This window comes from Asticcacaulis sp. AC460 (assembly GCF_000495795.1).
In the GTDB taxonomy this organism is placed as follows: domain Bacteria; phylum Pseudomonadota; class Alphaproteobacteria; order Caulobacterales; family Caulobacteraceae; genus Asticcacaulis.
Map to the genome: position 1 here is coordinate 22,667 of NZ_AWGD01000028.1, position 20,108 is coordinate 42,774.

General features: G+C 64.0%; 14 protein-coding genes. 2 read left to right on the top strand and 12 right to left on the bottom strand.

Translation table 11 applies throughout. From position 1 onward, the window contains the following. Positions 1-79 precede the first annotated feature (79 nt). The 4 genes from ABAC460_RS39635 to ABAC460_RS39650 form a co-directional block, all read right to left on the bottom strand. The gene (locus ABAC460_RS39635) at positions 80-1,933 is read right to left on the bottom strand and encodes a CocE/NonD family hydrolase (protein ID WP_023454310.1); all 1,854 of its coding nucleotides are present in this window, start codon (positions 1,931-1,933) and stop codon (positions 80-82) included. Then, positions 1,930-2,466, bottom strand: coding sequence for a DUF3237 family protein (locus tag ABAC460_RS39640; protein ID WP_023454311.1), 537 nt, complete (start codon positions 2,464-2,466; stop codon positions 1,930-1,932). Before ABAC460_RS39640 ends, ABAC460_RS39635 begins: the two co-directional genes overlap by 4 nt. Positions 2,467-2,511: 45 nt before the next feature. Further along, entirely contained in the window at positions 2,512-4,734 is a 2,223-nt protein-coding gene (locus ABAC460_RS39645) for a TonB-dependent receptor (RefSeq protein ID WP_081716608.1), read from the bottom strand. A gap of 196 nt (positions 4,735-4,930) precedes the next feature. Continuing rightward, positions 4,931-6,205, bottom strand: coding sequence for a serine hydrolase domain-containing protein (locus ABAC460_RS39650; RefSeq protein ID WP_023454313.1), 1,275 nt, complete (start codon positions 6,203-6,205; stop codon positions 4,931-4,933). 239 nt (positions 6,206-6,444) lie between these two features. Between ABAC460_RS39650 and ABAC460_RS39655 the strand changes: the two genes are divergently transcribed. Next, positions 6,445-7,581, top strand: a complete 1,137-nt coding sequence (locus ABAC460_RS39655; RefSeq protein WP_023454314.1) for a helix-turn-helix transcriptional regulator — start codon at positions 6,445-6,447, stop codon at positions 7,579-7,581. Between the two features lie 265 nt (positions 7,582-7,846). Then, positions 7,847-8,431, top strand: a complete 585-nt coding sequence (locus tag ABAC460_RS48435; RefSeq protein WP_023454315.1) for a DUF3237 domain-containing protein — start codon at positions 7,847-7,849, stop codon at positions 8,429-8,431. Here ABAC460_RS48435 and ABAC460_RS39665 read toward each other — a convergent pair. The 8 genes from ABAC460_RS39665 to ABAC460_RS39700 all read right to left on the bottom strand — a co-directional run bounded on the left by ABAC460_RS39665 (position 8,428) and on the right by ABAC460_RS39700 (position 20,045). Beyond that, positions 8,428-9,558 carry an FAD-dependent oxidoreductase gene (locus ABAC460_RS39665; RefSeq protein ID WP_023454316.1) on the bottom strand — a complete coding sequence of 377 codons (1,131 nt, stop codon included), beginning with the start codon at positions 9,556-9,558 and terminating at the stop codon, positions 8,428-8,430. The two genes, ABAC460_RS48435 and ABAC460_RS39665, sit on opposite strands and share 4 nt — an antisense overlap. Positions 9,559-9,611: 53 nt before the next feature. Continuing rightward, positions 9,612-10,931: an NCS2 family permease gene (locus ABAC460_RS39670; protein ID WP_023454317.1), complete on the bottom strand. Its 1,320-nt coding sequence runs from the start codon at positions 10,929-10,931 to the stop codon at positions 9,612-9,614. Between the two features lies 1 nt (position 10,932). Beyond that, a complete protein-coding gene (locus ABAC460_RS39675) occupies positions 10,933-11,829 on the bottom strand; it encodes a 5'-methylthioadenosine/S-adenosylhomocysteine nucleosidase (protein WP_023454318.1) in 897 nt (298 codons plus the stop codon). Between the two features lie 125 nt (positions 11,830-11,954). After that, complete coding sequence (locus tag ABAC460_RS39680; protein ID WP_023454319.1) at positions 11,955-13,559, bottom strand: sodium:solute symporter family transporter; 1,605 nt, start codon at positions 13,557-13,559, stop codon at positions 11,955-11,957. Positions 13,560-13,809: 250 nt separating this feature from the next. Then, positions 13,810-16,554, bottom strand: coding sequence for a glycoside hydrolase family 3 protein (locus ABAC460_RS39685; protein ID WP_023454320.1), 2,745 nt, complete (start codon positions 16,552-16,554; stop codon positions 13,810-13,812). A 710-nt stretch (positions 16,555-17,264) separates the two neighbouring features. Continuing rightward, entirely contained in the window at positions 17,265-18,152 is an 888-nt protein-coding gene (locus tag ABAC460_RS39690; protein ID WP_023454321.1) for an NAD(P)/FAD-dependent oxidoreductase, read from the bottom strand. After that, positions 18,152-18,571 (bottom strand): response regulator, encoded by a 420-nt coding sequence (locus tag ABAC460_RS39695; RefSeq protein WP_023454322.1) that lies wholly within the window; start codon positions 18,569-18,571, stop codon positions 18,152-18,154. The genes ABAC460_RS39690 and ABAC460_RS39695 overlap by 1 nt, the downstream gene beginning before the upstream one ends. A 421-nt stretch (positions 18,572-18,992) precedes the next feature. Beyond that, a complete protein-coding gene (locus ABAC460_RS39700; protein WP_023454323.1) occupies positions 18,993-20,045 on the bottom strand; it encodes a LacI family DNA-binding transcriptional regulator in 1,053 nt (350 codons plus the stop codon). Between the last annotated feature and the right edge of the window lie 63 nt (positions 20,046-20,108).

Consider the following 20,108-nt stretch of genomic DNA (forward strand, 5'->3'; position numbering starts at 1 on the left):
CCGTCTCGACGCGTTTCGCCCCTCAAGAGGGCTCACTTGCTCGACACCTCCCCCGCAAGCGGTGGAGGATAAGGTGTTGCTATTCCAGCGGATCCTTGCGACACGGCTGTTTCAGGACCGTGTCGCAGGGCTGGGCGGTGGGTGGAACTGTGACGTCCGTCAGTTCGCCCAGCACCAGACGCGACGGGTGCGCCGCATCATGCCAGACCCGGTTTGTCGAGGGCGCCGACACCGGCGTGAAGCCATAACCGCCCCAGCGGCTGGGGGTGTCGATCCAGATACGGATGCGCGAACCCGGCCGGAAAGCATGCGAAAACTTGCTCAGTTCCACCCGGCCCAGAACCGACACATCCGGCGTCAGCGCCACCTGGCTGTCCGGACGGTCGAGCGGGATAGGCAGAAGTTGTGTCGAACGCGCGTCCAGCGCCCGGTTCGACAGCCGCAGCCAACCGCGCTGGACGAACATCTCCTGACCATCCGGGCGGACCTCGGTCAGGGTGACCTGGACATCCGTGTCCGAGGTCGTGGCCGACAGCCACAGGTCGGCGCTGGCCGTGCCGTAGGTCAGCAAGGTCTGCGTCAGCGGCGCGGAGGTATAGACGGCGACGCCGTCGCGCCAGCCGGGCTCCAGAGACGACCAGCCGTCGCCGCCGGTATCCATCTCATCGGTCGCCACCGCCACGCCCGGGCGCGGATAGGCATAGGCGTCCGGCGTCCCCTGCCCGGCTTCGGCGGTCAGCCGGCCATCGTCGGCCAGGTTGAGGACCCGCGGCGTCACCGCCACCGGCCATGCCGGACGGGTGAAGCTCCAGGATGGGCGGGCGTCGAGATTGAGCCGGCCCGGTTCGTCGGATGAGGTCGTCTCCATCCACACCTCGACATGAGGCCGGCGCTCGAAGCCGTTGGCCTCATCCTTCACGAAGCGGTCGAAAAAGGCCAGCAGGGTGTCCCGGAAGCGCAGGGCGTCATACAGGTCGTGGCCGCCATTGGTCTGGATCAGCCATAGGCGATCGGGGGCGAGCGTGTCATGGTAGTGGTCGGCGCGCGAGGTCACGGCCTCGTCCTGAAACGACTCCATCGACAGGACCGGTACGGCGATGTTGTGTGTGCCGGCCGACAGGCGGCGGGCCTCGATGGCGTCGTCGCGCAGGGGATGGCGGATCAGGAAGGTGGCCAGCGAATTGGGCTCGGCCGTCACGGTGTTGGCGGCGATCTGGGCAACGCACGGCTTGTCACCTTCGGCCACGGCGCTGTCGCGGGCGGCGCCCCAGCGGCTGTGGAGATACTGCCACCAGTTGGAGACGAACAGCGGCGCCGGTACCCCGCCGGGCGCCCACGAGTCACGGCGCGGATCGGCCAGCACCATGCCGGGCGCAATCGCCTTCAGGTGCGGTGGCTGTTGCGAGGCCGTGGACAGTTGCGACATGCCGGCCCACGACCAGTTGGCCATGCCGACCGCGCCGTTCGACCAGGGCTGGGACGCGATGAATTCGACTGCGTCATAGCCGTCGCGGCCATAGGTGGGGGTGAGAAAGTCGAACACGCCTTCGGAGCAGGCCGTGCCGCGGGCATTGACGCCCACGACGGCATAGCCGCGCGCCACCAGAGCCTGGTCCAGGGTCACCGACATGGCGGTATCACCCTGAAGGTAGGATTTTCCGCCGATGCTGCCCGGATCGTAGCCGCTGTAGTTCAGGATGGCCGGGAACGGGCCCTTGCCCTTGGGCAGCAGGACACTGTAGCGAAGCTCTACGCCGTCGCGGGTGGTCAGGTAACCGGTCAGGCGTTTGGCCCAGAACGGCGCCATGACCGGGGTATCCGAGGCGGCGCGGAACATGTCGGTCGTCTGGGGCGCGAAGGTCGCATCTTGGGCGATGGCCGAACCGGCCAGGGCCAGGCATGCCGCGCCGGCAAGCAGGGTCTTGAGGGTCATGTCACACGATAGATTTCGATCATGCGGTCGTTCTGACCCGGTCCGGCCAATGCCAGGGCGGGCGGCACATCGACCAGGGTGGACAGGAACAGCGAGCGGTTCAGCCAGTCGTACTTACCGACCGGGGCGATGAATTCGGGCGCCAGGCGGTAACGTTCCGCCAGGCCGTTGGCCGCCGGGTAGCGCAGGCCGAAATTGTGGATGATGATCTGGACGCCGTCGTCGGTGCGCAGGCGGTACAGGGCATCGATGACCTCGACGCCATCGGGCCGGACAACGGGAAAATCACCGCCGCCGGGAATGACTTCGCCGCGGATGCCGGGACCTTCGAAACGGCCGCCGACGATCGGCCAGATTTCGGTCCGTTCGCCATCCTTGCTGTGGGAAGCGCCGCCAACGGTTTCCGGATCGGTGCAGGTGACGACCAATTGCATGACCAGTTCCAGGCCCGGCCGGTCAAGAGGTATGAGGGTCTCGGCACGGGCGACACCGCCGGCTGCCGCCGCCGCGAATGCGACGGCGGCTCCGAGCACGGTGCGGCGCCCTGGACTTGGGAGTTGTTCCACGGCGCCCTCCGCTCAGTACGACAGCCGCAACCGGACGCCGACCTGGCGCGGCGAGCCGTAGAATTCGTTGTCGGCATACTGGCCCGAGACATAGGACTGGTCGGTCAGGTTGGTGGCGTAGATCTCGAGGCTGTAGGTTTGCGCGCGGTAGGTCGCCAGGGCGTTCCACAGACCGTAGCCTTCGATGCGGTCGGTGGCCGGATCATAGGCGAGATAGGTCCATTGATCGCCGACATAGGCGTAGTTCAGACGCGGCGTGAAGGTGGCGTCGCCGATCTCAAACGCGTATTCGATGCCCAGATTGTAGGACAGCTCCGGCGAATAGAGGTTGGGCTTGCCCGAACTGGTCCGCATCAGGCCGGCATAGTTGTAGCAGAAGCCCGGCGTATCCGGCACGCCCGGCGGGCATTGCGCCGCCGTCGTCTGGCCCGGATGGGCGCGGTTGAAGGCGCGCAGGTCGATGAAGGTGATCTCGCCCAGTTCGGAGTTGACGAAGGAGGCGCCGCCGTCGACCTTCAGTTTGCCGAAGCGGCCCTGGAAGCTGGCCTCGACACCCTTGATGGTGGCATCGGCGATATTGCCCGGTGTGGCCACGCCCGTACCCGGATTGACCAGGTTGTACTGGAAGTTCTTGTAATCATAGTAGAAGGCGCCGACCTGGGTCTGGATCGGTCCGAACGAGGATTTCCAGCCGGCTTCGTAGTCGGTCACCGTCTCGGGCTTGAAGTTGTCGACCGGCGACGAGAAACCGCCCGATTTGTAGCCGCGCGCCACGAAGGCATAGACCAGGTTGTCGTCGTTTGGCGTCCAGTTCAGCGAGATCTTGCCGGTCGGCTTGCTGTCCTTTTCCTGACCCGCCACGCTGGCCACGGCCAAGCCGTTCGGCGGAAAGCCCGGAATGCCGGCGCCGATGACGACGTCGCCGATACCTTCGACCTCATAGGTCGAATGGCGCGCGCCGACATCCACCGCCAGGGTCGGGGTGATCTTGTAGGTCAGCTGGGCGAAGATGCCGGTCGTCTTTTTCCAGGTGACGGTGTCGATCGTCGTCGGGAAGCCGGCCGACAGGAAGTCGTACTCGCTGTTGATCTTGTTGCGCTGATAATAGACCCCGGCGATCCAGCTGAAGCGTTCGGTGGTCGGCGAGATCAGGTTCAGTTCCTGCGTCCAGATCTGTTCCTGGGCGTAGTTGTGTTCGAAGGTGCGCGGCAGGAAGCCGGTATAGCGCGCCGCGTTGGTGGCGTCGTAGTCGTCGGCGGTGTTGAAGCTCTTGGACTGATAGCCCGACATCGAGCGCAGGGTAATGCCGTTATCGAACGCGTACTTCAGTTCGAGGGTGTCCTGATAGGCCTTCTGGTTGTTGAAGACGGCCTCGTCGAAATCGACCGTACGGTCCGCCGAACGATAGGCGCCGTAGGGTTGGGCGGCGATCGGCGCAAAGGCAAAGCCGCCGTTTTCGAGCCGGTCGCCCTGGTGCTTGAACAGGGCCTGGAAGGCGTCGGTCGGCTTCCACAGGATGCCGATACGGGCGCCGGTTTCGTCGAGGCGGCCGACCTGGTTGTTGTTGGGGCCCAGGTCGTCAAAGAAGGCCTCGCGGTTGCGGGCATTGACCGCCACGCGTACAGCTAGGGTTTCGCCCAGCGGCAGGTTGACCGCGCCTTCGAAACCCTTGAAGTCGAAGCTGCCGGTGGAGACCTCACCATAGCCTTCGTGCCGGCCCAGCTTGGGCGACTGGGTGTTGATAAAGATCGCGCCGCCGGTCGAGTTGGAGCCGACGAAGGTGCCCTGTGGCCCGCGGAAGACTTCGACCGAGCCGGTGTCATAGAAGCTGTTGGTGGTCACGATCGGCGGTTGGAAGACGCCATCGACATAGGTGGCGACGCCATTGGCCACCGACGGCGTGTTGGCCGACAGGCCGACGCCGCGGATATTGACGTTCTGGGTGAAGCCTGAGTCGGTAAACGACAGCGACGGCACAGCATATTGCAGGTCACCGGCATTGCTGATGCCCTTGCCATCCAGCGCGTTGCTGGTGAGGACCACGGCCGAGACCGCCGTCTTTTGCAGGTTTTCGCGGCGGCGCTGGGAGGTGATGACCACCACCTCGCCCGTGTCGGCGGCCGGCGCGGCGGGTGCTGTGTCCTGGGCGTGGACCGCCAGCGGTGCGCCGGTGGCGATCAGCGCCAGGACCGAGGCCATGGCCCCGAAACGTTTATGGTGTGTATTTGCAGTCATTCCCTGTTTCCCCAGTTTTGTGGTTGTTGTGGTTGCGTATTGTTCCGCGGCATTGAGGCGGATGGTGTCGTTCGCCCGACAATCAGGCTGTAGGAAGTAAAGTAAGAAACCCCTCCACCGCTTCGCGGTCCCCCTCCCCACTTCGTGGAGAGGAGAAGGAAGACGATCTGTGCGGAAGGGGCGAAGAGAGCTGAAGTCATTCGGCTTTTGGCTTCCATTGCGATGCCGCCGCCATGAAACTCAGCGCTTCGCCGTAGGCCATCTGGTCGTCGGGCGGGAAGTAGCTGAGCTTGACGACCACGGTACGTGTATCCGGATCGACGTAGATGAACTGTCCTTGCAGGCCGACGGCGTAATAGGCGTTGCTGTTGGCGACGGTCCACCACTGATAGCCGTAGCCGCCTTCCGGCGTTTCCGGTCCGGCGGGTGCGGTCGATTGTTTCACCCAGTCCTGCGGCAGGATGCGCGTGCCGTTGGCGACGCCTTCGTTGAGCATCATCTGGCCCAGGCGGCCGTAGTCACGCAGGGTGGCGTTGTAGCCGGCGCCGGTGAATTCGCGCCCGACACCGGGCTCGCCGTCCAGGATGAAGAAGCCGTCGGCCTGGGCGCCCAGCGGTTCCCAGACGCGGCTGGCCATGTAGGTCGAGGCGTTCATGCCGGTGACGCGTTCGACCAGCCAGCCCAGAACGGCCGTGTCCAGCGTCTTGTATTCGAACAGGCTACCAGGGGCGGCCTTGGACGGTACGGTGCGGGCGGCGTCAGCAAAGCGGGTGATGTTGAGCACCAGGCTGTTTTCGTGGTTCTGCGCCGCCGGGCCGGGATTGGAGAAGTCGTAGCGCTCCTCGTAGTCGACGCCCGACTTCATCTCAAGCACCTGGCGGACGGTGGCGTCCTTGTAGCCGCCGCTTTTCAGCTCGGGCAGGTAGGTGACGACCTTGTCGTCCAGCGATTTGATGCGGCCCTCTTCCAGCGCCTTTCCGATCAGGATCGAGGTGATCGACTTGGCCATCGACCACGACATGTAATGGGTGTCGGGTCCTGTGTTGTTACGGTAGATCTCGCTGACGATGCGGCCGTCCTTGATGACCAGCAGGGCGTTGGTGAAGTTGCCGTCCAGGATGTCGGCGGCCTTATGCGCCGTGCCGGCGAAGCTGTAATCGAAGTCGAGCGCCGCGGTGCTGGATGGCAGTTGCCACACCGGGCCCGAGCGGCCGACGGTCCGGGTATAGAACAGGTCGTCCATGCTGTGGAAGGTCAGGGTCGAGACTCCGGTGTCCAGCATGTGGCGGCGCAGGCCCTGGATGGCCACCGGTACTTTCGACGTGGTCGCGGCAGGCGCCGCCGTGGTGGCCGCACCATCGCCCTTGCCGGCCGGATAACCGGCTGGACGGGTATCCTGGGCCTGAGCCCATGGCGCCAGGCAGATCAGCGCCAGGGCGGAAACGAGGGTAGCGGAACGAACGGACGGCATGAAAAGGAATCCCTGTGGTAACGTCTTTGAACGACGCTAACCCGGGGGCCGAACCCGCGGCATATCCCGTTTGGGATATAGCCGGATCGCGCGGCCGATCGCGAGCGGAATTAGTTATAAAATGTAACATTTATGCCATAGCCGGAAATGGTAGCGATAACGCTGTTCAAAGCGATGGACTTCGCGTGCAAACGGCGTAGACTCAACGGTTGTAGAGTATCGCGCGAGACCCCAAGCCCATGCCAGCGTTTGAAAACGACCTGCTTCTGACGCTGTATGACACGGTCCAGCGTCCGGCACGGTGGACCCAGTTCCTCGACCAGATCTGTACCGGCGTCGGCGTGCGCAGCGCGGTCATCCAGCGCATTCGCGGCGGTGGCCCCATCCTGGAAACCACCTGGCTGGTCACCGATTCCCATTCCGAAGACAGGGGCGGTCAGCACGCCCTGGTCGTCAACGACGCCGCCAATCCGCGCATGCGCTATGACTACAGTCACCCGCCGGCGCCCGGCGAGATCTCCATTGCCTGCGACGAAGACCTGATCATGCCCGACCATGTCCGACGCCGCTTCCAGGACGACCTGAGAGATGTCGGATTGGGCAAGGGAATTTTCGCCGGGCTCGATCTGGCACCGACGGAAGGGGTCAGCCTGGTGTTGCATCGCCACGCCGGCCAGCGTGACGACTATTCATCCCAGGAACGCGCCTTCCTGGCAGGGTTGATGCCGCACCTGTGCCAGGCCATCCGGTTATCCGACCAACTGCATTCCAGCCTGGTCATGGCCCACTCCATGGGGCAGGTTCTGGACCGCATTCGTCCGGCGCTTCTGGTCTGTGATGCCCAGGCCCGGCTGATCTGGGCCAACGACGCCGCCCGCGCCTTTTTGAAACCCTCGGGCGTTCTGCGCGTGGTTGCCGACCGGGTGACCTGCCACAGCCATGACCGGACGCTGGAATTACACCAGTTGATCCGGCGCAACAGCGATGCGTTGGCGGCCGATACGCCGGACAAGCGCTGTCTGGTTCTGGACGACGGCCTGACGGCGCCGACCCAGTTGGTCGCCATGCCCCTGCCCGGCAGCGAAGGCGCGACGGGCGCACCGGCGGTCGCGCTGTTCCTGAGCGGCGCCGGGACGCCGTTCGAGGTGCCGGCGCGTTTGCTGGAGAAGCTGTTCCGGTTGTCGCCGGCTGAGGCGCGGCTGGCCAAGGCCATTGCCGAGGGCGGCGCGGTCAACACCTATGCGGCGCAGAACGGCCTGGCCGAAGGCACGGTACGGTTTCAGTTGAAGCAGGTCCTGGCCAAGACCGGCGCCCCGCGGCAATCGGACCTGGTGCGGCTGATCTGCTCGACCATGGTCGGGCATTTTGCGCACTGAGTGAGGATTGTGGGAGGCCAATGACCTGAAGCCGGTTGTCGTGGACGCCGACCTATACCCCTCCGCCGGCTTCGCCGGCACCTCCCCACTTCGTGGAGAGGAGGGCGCTTGAACATTCCATATGCGATAGCCCTGCCACTTAGGTGCGAGGGAAAATTACGAGCGACCTGCAGGACAGACCAACGGATTATCATATCCCAAACGGGAGATGAGCCGGTTGGTGCGGATGTCTATAGCTTTGGTTTCCGCCAACCAAGGGTGCCACATGTCCGATTCCATCCTGTCCCGCCGAACTCTGCTGGGCGCCAGTGCCGGCGTTGCCGCCGCCCTGACCGCCGCCGCCCGGCCCGCTTCCGCCAGCGGCCTGGTCGACCTCGATCCGATAAAGACCGAACTGGTGATGAACCTGGTCGTGACCTGTTCGACGCCGCAGCCGATGGGGCCCAACGCAGAGGCCAAGGATGGCCGCCGCGACGTCATCTGGCCGATCATCGGCGGGCGCTTCGAAGGGCCGAAACTGAAGGGCAAGGTCGTCCCCGGCGGCGCCGATTTTCCCGTCACCCGGCCGGACGGAGTCGATGTCGTCGACGCCTTCTATCGCCTGCAGGCCGACGATGGCACCTTGATCATCATCCATAATGTCGGGCTGATGTACCCGCAGGCCGACGACGGGCGCTATGTCTTCCGCCTCAGCCCCAGCTTCACCACCGTGAAAGGGCCGCATGACTGGCTGCAAAAGTCGTTGTTCCTGGCCACCCTGGTCTATGGCGACGCCGTGCCGGAGCCTATGCGCCTGGCCAAAGGGCCGGACGAGAACGACCGGCTGATCCAGGTTCATCGGGTCTTTTAGACGAAGACGCTTTTCAGTGTCTCCAACGCCGCCTGGGCGGCAACCGGATCCGGATTTTCGTTGTCGTCGTTCCAGCCCGACATTTCGCCGCCGGTGGCCTGAACAACGATGCCGTCACGCCGTGCCAGCACCAGAAGGCCACGGGCATAGAAGCCGTAGTGGACGTCCGGCTGGGGCACCAGCCAGACGATCTGGCCGCGCACCGGGGTGATGCTTTCGTCTTTCCACAGGGCGCGGGCGCCGTAGCCGGTGCAGTTGATAACCACCTTCTCCTTCAGCCGCGACAGATCGGACGGCGAATGGAACTCCATGGCTTCGAAGCGGCCGCCGGCGGCGAGGAAGTCGCTTTCGAGCTGGTGGCAGTAGGACGCGACGTTGAACGTCATCTGTGACATGCGGCGGACTTCGGCGGCATTGAATGGATGGGCACCGGTATAGGGGGATGAGTGCGGCACGACATCGCCCAGCCGGTTTTCCAGGTAGATAAAGCCCGGGTCCTCTTCGGCCTGTTGTGGTGGCTGCGCCTCCGGCGGGGGCGAAGGATTGCGGCGGACGAGGTACTGGTCCAGCCATTCGACCGGATTGCCGGCCAGGCCGACAAAGCCGCGGTGCATGGCCAGGGAGGTGCGCGCCATGCGCTCCCAGCGGTCAGCAAAACCGGCGTCGACCGAGGCTGCCTTGGCGACGCGCGAGTCCGGCGACCAGGTGCCGGTCGCCCGGGCCGAGCGCACAAACGGGAAGCGTTCCCTGGCGTAGATGGTGACGTCGGCGCCGGCGCGTTGGGCGGTGATGGCGGCGGTCAGGCCCAGGGCGCCGGCGCCAATGACGGCGATCTTTTCCGGCGAGGACTGCATGGCCAGTTTGACCGCGGCTTCGGCCGAGCCCCACGACAGGGACCAGCCGCTGCCGCCGTGGCCGTAGTTATGGACGACGATCTTGCGGCCGACCGTCTCGGTTTCGATACGCGGTCCGGCGGCGCGGAATGGCCTCAGGCAGACTGTGGTGCGAAAGACATCAGGTTCGTTGACGCGGATCGGCACGATGGGCGTATCGGCCCGGGCCAAGGTCGGGAGTGCGGTCAGACCTGCTGCTGCCAAGCCTGTTTTGAAGAGATGCCGCCGGTCCATTCTGTGCCTCCTGAATGCGGTATCAGTGTCACGGTGAATGCCGGCTTGCAACCCTATCCGGCGCTCAGATAGACGAAGCGCACGACAAACAACCCGGCCAGGACAAGCAGCATCCAGTCGCTCCGGGTTGCCTTGCCGCGCAGCAGTTTCAGCAGGGCATAGGCGGTGATGCCGAACGCCAGGCCGTTGGCGATGGAGAAGGTCAGCGGGATGCCGATCAGGATCAGGAAGGCCGGCAAGGCGTCGATCGGGTCGTCCCATTCGATCTCGGCCAGGGGCTTCATCATCATGGCGCCGACGATGATCAGGGCCGGCGCCGTGGCGGCGGCTGGGATGAACTGGGCGTAGGGCGCGAAGAACAGGGCCACCAGGAACAGCAGGCCGGTCACCACGGCGGTCAAACCGGTGCGGCCGCCGGCCTGAACCCCGGCGGCGCTTTCGATATAGCTGGTGACCGTCGAGGTGCCGAAAAACGACCCGACCATGGTGGCGATGGAATCGACGGTCAGGATGCGGTTCAGGCGAGGGATCTTGCCGTCGGCGTCGATCAGCCCGGCGCGTTTCGAGACCCCGACCAGGGTGCCGACATTGTCGAACAGGTCGACGAACAGGAAGACGAAAATGATTTCGAGCACGCCGAAGCCGGTCTTCGCGATGTTCAGCGCGCCCGGGATGTCGAGCTGGCCCATGGTGGCGGTCATGGCCGTCAGGTCATAGGGCTGGGGCGTATAGCTGACCAAGTGGAACAGCCAGCCCAGAGCCGAGGTGCCTAAGATGCCGATCAGGATCGCGCCCTTGATCCTCCAGGCATTGAGCACGGCGATGATCAGCAGGCCGGTGAGCGCCAGCAGCGGCACCGGCGAATGCAGGTCGCCCAGCGCCACGGTGGTGGCTGGGTTGGCGACGATGATGCCGGCTTCCTTCAGGCCGATAAAAGCGATGAACAGGCCGATGCCGGCGGCGACGGCGGCGAACAGGGGCTTGGGGATGGCATTGACGATCAGTTGCCGCACGCCGACCAGGGTCAGCAGCAGGAAACAGACGCCGGAGATGAAGACGCAGCCCAAGGCCACCTGCCACGGCAGGCCCATGCCCTTGACCACGGTGAAGGTAAAATAGGCATTCAGCCCCATGCCGGGCGCCAGGGCCAGCGGGTAGTTGGCGACCAGTCCCATCAGGATCGAGGCGAACGCCGCCGACAGGCAGGTCGCTGCGGCGATGGCGGCAACGGGCATGCCTGTGGCCGACAGGATGGCCGGGTTGACCAGGATGATATAGGCCATGGTCAGGAAGGTGGTGAAGCCGGCGACGACTTCGGTGCGGACGGTGGTGCCCTGGGCGGTGAGACCGAAATAGGTGTCGAGGAACTTCATGTCAGTCCTTTCCGGGCAGGGCTTTGACGAAGGCGACGACGACCGAAGCGGAGTTTTCCGACGCCAGGGTCATGAAGGCCATCATCTGGTTGACGTCGGCATCGCCACCCGCCAGGTCGGATAGTGAGCGGAAGGCGATGAAGGGGACGCTATTGGCGAAGGCGACCTGGGCGACGGCGGCGGATTCCATGTCGGTGACACGGGCTTTGAAGGCTGTGTGGAGGTATTGGCGGTAGTCGGCATTGTCGACGAAGGACGCGGCGCTCACCCCCTCCCCGCCGACCACGACCTTTGGCGCGTGTTCGAGGCAGAGCGTGTCCGAGACGCACTGTTTCAGCGCCAGGGGCTCGAGTTTGTGCGCAATGGCGACGAGGGCCGGATCGGCCGGGAAGCTGTCGTAGTCGATGGTCCCAATGCGGACCTGGCGCGGCAGAAACATGCCGAAATTGGGCTTGTGCGACATGCCCCACAGCCAGGCCGGCGGGATATAGCCTTCCGGAGTTTCGCGCGCCGTCAGGGTTTCCATCGGCTGGGACCAGGCATCGGCGACAACAATATCGCCGATGTTCAGGCCGGGGTCGACGCCGCCGGCAATGCCGGACATGACGATGCGTGAGACCTTATAGTGGCTTAGCAGGCGTTGGGTATTCATAGCGGCATTGACCATGGAAACGCCGCTTAGGGCCATGACCACCGGCTCGTCGCCGATATGTCCGGTGACATAGGTGACGCCGTCATGGGTCTCGGTTTTGGCGTCTTCGATATGCGGCAGCAGGGCGTCCCATTCGGGATCGAAGGCCAGGACGATGGCCGTGCGCGGCTTGTCCCACGGCATGGCATTGGCCTGACCTGTCACCATTACCCCTATCACCAGCAGAATCGCCGCCAGAGTCCGCATCGACGCCCTCCGTAGGCGGACAGTCAAACACGGCTGGAGGTTTCGTCAACGGCTTATTTTGCGGGTGCAAACAAAAACGCGGCCGGAGCGATCCGGCCGCGTTTCGCATAAACTGGAAGTGTTGCTTACCAGAAGATGCCGTAGAGGACGACCAGGATCGCGACGACCCCGATGGCCAGGATGTTGAACGCCGTCGAGGTCTTGAAGCTGACGCCTTCGAGGGTAAGCGTCGAGACTTCCTTCTTGTTCGGCAGGATCAGCGACACCAGCACGCACAGGACGGTGCTGGCGACAAACACCCAGCCAACCCGGTTCATGAACGGATAGGCCGGATCGATGTACGACCAGGCTGCCGACATGGCCACGCCGCCGACGATGGTCGCCAGGGCGCCCGCCGTCGAGCAGCGCTTCCAGAACATGCCCAGGGCGAAGATCACCACGATGCCCGGGGTGAAGTAGCCGGTGAAGTTCTGGATGTACTGGAAGGCCTGGTCCCACTTGCCCAGCAGGGGCTCGGCGGTGAAGATGGCGATGATCACCGACACGACGGCGGCGATCTGGCCGACACCGACCAGCTTGTTGTCCGGAATGTCGCGCTTTAACGGGGCGACGACGTCCAGGGTGAAGATGGTGGCGATCGAGTTGATCTTGGACGCGGTCGAGGAGATGACGGCGAAGGTCAGGGCCACGAACACCAGACCCAGCAGGCCCGTCGGCAGCAGGGTCATCATGCTGGGGTAGGCCTGGTCCGGCTTGGCCAGGTCGGGCGCCAGGATCAGGGCGGCCAGGCCCGGAACCACGACGATCAGCGGCATCAGCAGCTTGAGATAGGCGGCGAAGGCGATGCCCTTTTGCGCTTCGGGCAGGTCCTTGGCGGCCAGGGCGCGCTGGATGATGTACTGGTTGAAGCCCCAGTAGGAGATGTTCATGATCCATAGCCCGCCCAGCAGGACGGCCAGGCCCGGCAGTTCCTTGAAGTGCGGCGACGACTCGTTGAGGATCATCTTGAAGTGGTCGGGGAAGCGGTCATGCAGGGTCGAGAAGCCGGCGATGAAGCCGGTCAGGTCCTGGGAACCGCCGATCTTGGTCAGGGTCAGGAAAGAAATGATCAGACCACCCAGAACCAGCAGGACGACCTGGACGATGTCGGTCATGGCCACGGCCTTCAGGCCGCCGGTGATCTGATACAGCAGGGCGAAAATGCCCAGGCCGGTCAGCACCCAGAAGGGCTCAAGGCCCGTGACAGTGATCACCGCCGTCGCGCCCAGCCACAGGATCGAGGTCAGGTTGACGAAGACGTAGAGGATCAGCCAGAACACCGCCATCAGGTACTTCACGCTGGCGCCGAAGCGCTGCTCCAGGAAGCCCGGCATGGTCATGACGCCGTTCTTCAGGAAGACCGGCAGGAAGTACTTGCCGACGATGATCAGGGTCAGGGCCGCCATCCATTCGTAGGAGGCGATGGCCAGGCCGATCTTGTAGCCCGAACCGGACATGCCGACGATCTGTTCGGCCGAGATGTTGGCGGCGATCAGCGAGGCGCCGATGGCCCACCACGGCAGCTGGTTATTGGCCAGGAAGTAGCCCTTGGAGGTAGCCTCTTCGCCCGCCTTGCGGCGGCCGACGACCTGCGCCAGGACGAAGATCGAGACGGCGTAGAACACCACGATCCACAGATCGAGGTTCGACAGGAAATTTGCCGACGGCAAATACTGTTTCAAATCAGGCATGAAAGCCCCCTGTAAGACGGCCCGGTCGCATGCCGGGCCTGGTTAATTATACTACAAATGACACAGCCCGCAGGCTGAATCAATGCGGAAGTCTCAACAGGTGAATGGCGGCGATGGGATTCGCCGCTCTATATTTTTAAGCCGGGCGGTGGAGGCCGAAGAAAGTCGCCCCACCACCACCCTTCGCCTTTGCCTTGCTACGGCTTCGGGTGGTCCCCCTCCCCACGCGAAGAGCGCGGGGAGGTATGATTTAACGCGGGCAGGTCGCGTCGCCCTCGTCCGAGGCGATTTTGATGCTGGAATAGCTGATCTTCAGCGGGGCATCGCTGGTCAGGGAGAACGGCACGCCGACCTTGCTGACGTCAACGCCGGCGGCGACGAAGCAGTCGAGGGTGACCTTCACCGTCGCCCATTCGCCGACCGGCGCCGTCAGGGCCGAGGCGATGTTCACGGGATGGGTCGAGCCGGCATCCGTGCCCATGCCCAGCAGGACAGGGCCCGAAACCGGAGCATCCAGGCGATAGGTGACGCCCAGGGTCATCTTGCCGGTGGTCTGGCGGCTGAGGTCGACGGGGGCGCCAGAAATGGCGGCCTGGCCGCGGCCCGAGCCCGAGTAGACCAGCGAACGGCCGGCTTCCTGTTTGCCGGCGTCGACCGCGCTCTGGCTCACCGCGCCGCCGGGGCTCGTGAACATGCCCTGGTCGCCCGAGGTGCTGCCCGAGACATCGATCAGGTTCAGGGTCCACGGTGCCTTGATGCGGCCCGAGGCGAAATAGGTGTCGACATTGACCACGGCTTCTTCGCCGAGGCCGGAGTCTTCCGACAGCTGCGGCACGTAACCGTCGCTGAGATAGGTCAGGCCGTAGCCGTAGGCGAACTGCGGATCGTAATCCATGGTGCCGACGTTCAGGGGCTGCTGGTTGGCGAACTTCGGCCACGAGAAGGTCAGCTTGCCCTTGAAATCGTTGCGCGGCTTCTTGTCGGCATTGCCGACCAGGACGTCGGCGATGCCGCCGCCTTCGGTGCCGGGCAGCCAGGCCGCGACAAAGGCGTCCGAGGCGTTGATTTCCGGATTGGTCCACATCGGCCGGCCCGACAGGAAGACGGTGACGACCGGAATGCCGGCGTCCTTCAGCTTCTTGATCAGGGCCAGGTCGGTGGCGTCGCCGGGCTGATAGTCGAGGTTCGGGCGGTCGCCCTGGAACTCGGCATAGGGGTCCTCGCCGATGACCACCACAGCCACATCCGGCTTTTCCTTGTAGACGCCGTCGACGCTGAGCGAGGCGGTGCCACCGTAACGTTCGACCGTTTCGGCAATGCCTTCGTAGATCGACTGGCCGTTCGGGAAGTCCTCGCGCGAATTGCCGGTGCCCTGCCAGGTGATGGTCCAGCCGCCGGCCTGTTTGCCGACGTCATGGGCGCCCGAGCCGGTGACCAGGATATGGTCCGAGCCGCGCAGCGGCAGGATGCGGTTCTGGTTCTTGATCAGCACCAGGGATTCGCGCACGGCCTGGCGGGCAATGGCGCGGTGATCCGGCGAGCCCAGCACCTGCCAGTTACCCGACAGGGCGCGGTCCTTGGGGGCGCCCAGTTCGAACAGGCCGCCCTTGATCTTGGCACGCAGGATGCGGCGGACGGCGTCGTCCAGGCGGGCCATCGGCACCTCGCCCGACTTCACGTCGGCCAGGAGGTTGGTATAGACGGCCTTCCAGGTGTCGGGCGCCATGTACATGTCGACACCGGCATTGATGGCCTGGGGGCAGTCGTCCTGCTCGCAGCCCGGGATCTGGCGGTGGGCGTTCCAGTCGGTGATGGCGAAGCCGTCAAAGCCCATGCGCTGCTTCAGGGCGCCGGTGATCAGCCGCTTGTTGCCGGCCATCTTCTCACCGTTCCACGACGAGAAGGAAATCATGACCGACAGGGTGCCGGCTTCGATCGCCGGCGGATAACCGGCATTGTGGATGCGGGCCAGGTCGGCTTCGCTCATCTCGGCGTCGCCCTGATCCTTGCCGTTGGCCGTGCCGCCATCGCCGAGATAATGTTTGGCGGTCGACATGATGTGGCCCGGCTTGATGCCGACGCGCGCGCCATCGGCGCCTTGCAGGCCTTCGACCATGTAGCCGGAATAGGCGGCGACGTCGGCAGGGTTTTCGGAATAGGACTCGTAGGCGCGGCCCCAGCGCTTGTCGCGAGCGACGGCGACCGTAGGCGCGAAGGTCCAGTCGACCCCGGCCACGGCCATTTCCTGGGCGGTGGCCTCACCGATCTTGCGGATCAGTTCGGGATTGTGCGCAGCGCCCAGGCCGACATTGTGCGGGAAGATGACCGCGCCGACCAGGTTGGAGTGGCCGTGGACGGCGTCGATGCCGAACAGGACCGGGATCTTGACCTTGGAGGGATATTCCAGCGAGGCGCGCCAGTAGTCGTCGGCGACTTGCAGCCAGGCATCCGGGGTGGCGCGTTCGTTCTGGCCCGGCGAGGAGTTACCGCCGGCCAGGATCGAACCCAAGGGATAGATCTTCAGCTCTTCCGGCTTGATGAAGTTGATGTCGGCCTGGACGGTCTGACCGACCTTTTCCTCCAGCGTCATCTGGCTCATGATTTCGGTGATCCGCGCCTCGGTTGCCGCATCGGCGATACCGGCGTCGGGCACGACCGGCCAGGCCGGATCGATCGGGATAACGGCGTCGGCCTTGGGCGCCTTGGCGGCTTTCGCGGCGGCAGGCTTTTTGGCGGCGACCTTTTTGGAAGCCTTACGTGGGGCGCGCTTTTTCGCTTTTGCCTTGGCCTTTTTCTTCTTGGCGGCCAGGTCGACGGCGGCCGTATGCGGCTTGGCGGAGCGGGCCAGGACGGCTTCGACGGAGCCGGTTTCAGCGGCCACGACGGCGCCCGTCACGGACAGCGACAGGGCCAGGCCAAAGGCGGTGCCCAGCTTGAGCAGGCGCTTGAAACGGGCGGCGGGGTTCGTCGCGGCGGACGGTGACGTAACGGACATGGTGCTCCTTAAAGCGCTTTTCCCAACGGTTTTTGTACTTTGTAGCATGGTTAGGAGCGCGGAACAAAGCCGCCCGCGGAATGCCCCTCGCCGCGCTTACCCGTGTGACCAAATTGTGACCGGCCCCGGGCTGTTGGCGGCGATTATTGACAGCGCTATCAGACAAGGTCAAGCGGTCTTAATACCTTCTTTACCCCCTGAAACCGATGTAAGTCTCGGTTTCATTTGAAAAATATATTTGCTTTCATTATTTATTTGACAGCGTTGTCAGTTTGCGGTTATAGATACGCTTACCCTGTTTCCTGTTGCACCTCGGTGCATCAGGTTTGTGTTTAAAACCGCTGGCTGACGATCGGACTTCTTTCCCTTTTTCACAGTCCGGGCGTTATGTGGTTTTAAAGCGCCTTCTTAAATGTGGCATTATTTGGAAGGCACTGGCCTTTGATCCCGACGGTTCGCAAGATCCGTCGGGTTTTTTTTGCTTTGGACTGGGGGAACTATCGGCGGGTAAAATCCCCAATGGTGCTTGGGTCGCCGACAAACTTATTCTGCACGTTTTGGTGCCAAGCTTTGAAGAATATAGGCGTAGATGATGGAAACACCGGCGGGCCAAATCCCCCACCGTCTTATTTGCTTCCAGCAAATAATCCACCTCCCCGTATAACGGGGAGGGATGAAATAAGTTGGATTTCCTTGCCTCTAAAAGCCCTTTACCACGCTCTCGGTAGTTTATGGTGGATGTGGCAGGCGGCAATGGCGGCCTGACCGCAGGCGACGCTGATCTGGTTCAGACCGCTGACGACGTCGCCAGCCGCGAACAGGCCCGGCACCGTCGTTTCCTGATAGCGGTCGGTAGTCAACTCGCCAACCTCGTCGCTTTGCGCCCCCAGCGCCTGGGCCAGGCCCGCCCGAGGCCGGCAGCCGAACATCGGATAGACCATGTCGAAGCCGTGCGGCGTACCGTCAAGGGCGACCACGGGTTTGCCGTCATCATCAATCCGGATATCGACAGAGGCGCCTTCGACCAACCTGATACCGGCGTCGGAAAGTCGTCCCCTCCCCTCCTGGTCCAAGGCGGCCTCGCCGACATGCACCAGGGTCAGGTCAGCGGTATAGGTCCGCAGGAACAGAGCATGTCCGATAGCATGGTCTGTGCGGGCGACCACGGCGACGCGTCTGTCCATGGCTTCGAAGCCATCGCACACCGGGCACAACCGGATTGTGCTGTCGCGGATGGCCGGTTCCAGACGCTGCATATCGACACCGGCATCGGAAATGCCGGTGGCCAGGATTACGGTTTTGGCTTCGAATGCCTGATCGGCCGTGTGCGCAGCGAAATGGTCGTCATGCCTGCTGAGGATTTCGACCCGGCTGTCGTGGCGGGGCACGTCATAGGGCGCCAATTGCTCCCGCAATCGCAGCAGCAGGCCATCGCCGGTAACTCCATGAGGAAAGCCCGGGAAATTATGCGACACCGGGATCAGCCGGGCCCGGCTGTTGGCGTCGTCGACCACGGCAATCCGGCGGCGGAAGCGCGCCAGGTAGATGGCCGCCGTCAGACCCGCCGGACCACCGCCGATGATCAGGCAGTCCAGCATCAACGACGACGGCGCAAGGGGTTGGTGCGCAAAAGATGCAGCATGTCGGCCAGGACATGCGGATCGACAGGCTTGACCAGGTGCAGGTCGAAGCCGGCGGCCGCCGTCATGCGACGGTGTTCAGGGCCGGCATGTCCGGTCTGGGCGATGATCTTCACCCCGGCAAGGGACTCGTCCTTACGCAACTGGCGGCAGACCTCGATCCCGTCCATGCCCGGCATGGCCAGGTCCAGCAGGATCACCTCCGGCAGGAACTCATGCGCTTCACGCAGGGCCGTGCGGCCGTCATGGCAACTGCGAACCTCATCGCCATAGGTTTCGATCGTCCATTCCAGGGTCTGGGCGGACGGCACATTGTCGTCAACCACCAGCACGCGCAGGGGCTTCAGTTCGGTATCCGGTTCGGGTGTACTGATCATCTGAGTCATCGGTTCAAAACAGGCTTACAGGCAAGAAAAGGCGGCCGGAACACGGCGCAATTGCAGAGTTCATGGATGCCCCCACAGGCCCGGCTGCAGGCGCACAATGCGCCCGCCACAGAGATGGGGTGTCCTACCGGAAATAAAATAAAATCCGCATGTGGTTTGCATGGGCCTCACACCAAAGGCGGATACCGCACGTGGGTATGACGCAAGTAAGGGCGTGCGAACCATACCGAAGGCATTTGGAGCGGCCGCTAAGAGGACCCCTCCGTCTCGACGCGCTTGCCAATGGCCTTCGGCCTGGCTTCGCTTGCTCGCCACCTCCCCATTGAAGAAATAGGGAGGAGAAGGAAGGAAGGAAGGAAGGAAGATCGTCGGCCGGATATTTGAATCGAAATCCAGCGCGGTCGGTTAGGACCTACAGTTTTTGCGCCGATTGACGCGGGATCAGCTCGAACGGCAGCAGGCGGGTGTCGCCCGGATGGCCGGCGTCTTCGCCGTTGGCGCGGGCCAGCAGCATGTCGGCGGCCTGGTGCGCCAGGTCCTCGATCGGCTGGCGGATGGTCGTCAGGTGCGGCCACACCAGCAGCGCCCCCGGCGTGTCGTCGAACCCGACGACCGAGACGTCGTCCGGCACGCGAATGCCGGTCTGGTGGCAATGGGCGATCATGCCGAACGCCATGGAGTCGTTGCTGGCGAAGACCGCCGTCGGACGCTCGGCGCCGGCAAACAGCGATCTGGCGGCGTCGATGCCGGATTCGAAGCTGAAATAGCCCTGCTTGACCCATTCGGCGCGCGGTTCCATGCCGGCGTCACGCATGGCCTTGACGTAGCCCTCATAGCGCAGGTGCGAGGCGCCGTGTTCCGGATGGCCCAGGATGAAGCCGATGTCACGGTGGCCCAGGTCCAGCAGGTGCCGGGTCATGTCGAAGGCGGCTTTGGCGTCGTCCATGCGCACCGCGGCTGAACGGCCGGGATAGAGGAAGGGCGCGACGCGGACATAGGGCACGCCGGCCGCTTCGATGGTTTGCAGCACCACGGCCATGTCGCACAGCGGCGGCGTCAGGATCACACCGTCCAGGCGGATGGTCGCCAGAAGCCCGCCGATGGCGCGTTCCAGGTCGGGGGCATGGGCGTCCTGGGGCTCGGCCATGACGTGGTAGCCGCTCTGGCGACAGCGCCTGATGGCGCCCATCTGCAGGTCGTAGACATAGGACTGGCTGGGGTTGTCGTACAGCAGGCCGATCATGAAGCTGCGCGCGCCGGCCAGGGACCGGGCCAGCAGGTTCGGCCGGTAATGCAGGAGATTGGCGGCTTCCTTGACCTTGGCGCGGGTTTCGTCGCGCACATTGGGCTCGTCGTTCATGACGCGCGAAACGGTCTTGATCGATACACCGGCCAGCCGGGCGACGTCATTGATGGTCGAAACCGCGCTGGCGGCGTTGGGAAGCGCTTTAGGCGGCTGTGCCAATGACAGTGTCCTGCGTTGTCGTGACATCACCGGAAGGTGTTGTGTGACACCCTTCTGCGTCTG

Coding starts and splice junctions, on each gene's coding strand:
- ABAC460_RS39670 (WP_023454317.1), bottom strand. CDS start 10,931: ATGAAGTTCCTCGACACCTATTTCGGTCTCACCGCCCAGGGCACCACC.
- ABAC460_RS39645 (WP_081716608.1), bottom strand. CDS start 4,734: ATGACTGCAAATACACACCATAAACGTTTCGGGGCCATGGCCTCGGTC.
- ABAC460_RS39685 (WP_023454320.1), bottom strand. CDS start 16,554: ATGTCCGTTACGTCACCGTCCGCCGCGACGAACCCCGCCGCCCGTTTC.
- ABAC460_RS39675 (WP_023454318.1), bottom strand. CDS start 11,829: ATGCGGACTCTGGCGGCGATTCTGCTGGTGATAGGGGTAATGGTGACA.
- ABAC460_RS39635 (WP_023454310.1), bottom strand. CDS start 1,933: ATGACCCTCAAGACCCTGCTTGCCGGCGCGGCATGCCTGGCCCTGGCC.
- ABAC460_RS39655 (WP_023454314.1), top strand. CDS start 6,445: ATGCCAGCGTTTGAAAACGACCTGCTTCTGACGCTGTATGACACGGTC.
- ABAC460_RS39690 (WP_023454321.1), bottom strand. CDS start 18,152: ATGCTGGACTGCCTGATCATCGGCGGTGGTCCGGCGGGTCTGACGGCG.
- ABAC460_RS39650 (WP_023454313.1), bottom strand. CDS start 6,205: ATGCCGTCCGTTCGTTCCGCTACCCTCGTTTCCGCCCTGGCGCTGATC.
- ABAC460_RS48435 (WP_023454315.1), top strand. CDS start 7,847: ATGTCCGATTCCATCCTGTCCCGCCGAACTCTGCTGGGCGCCAGTGCC.
- ABAC460_RS39665 (WP_023454316.1), bottom strand. CDS start 9,558: ATGGACCGGCGGCATCTCTTCAAAACAGGCTTGGCAGCAGCAGGTCTG.
- ABAC460_RS39695 (WP_023454322.1), bottom strand. CDS start 18,571: ATGATCAGTACACCCGAACCGGATACCGAACTGAAGCCCCTGCGCGTG.
- ABAC460_RS39680 (WP_023454319.1), bottom strand. CDS start 13,559: ATGCCTGATTTGAAACAGTATTTGCCGTCGGCAAATTTCCTGTCGAAC.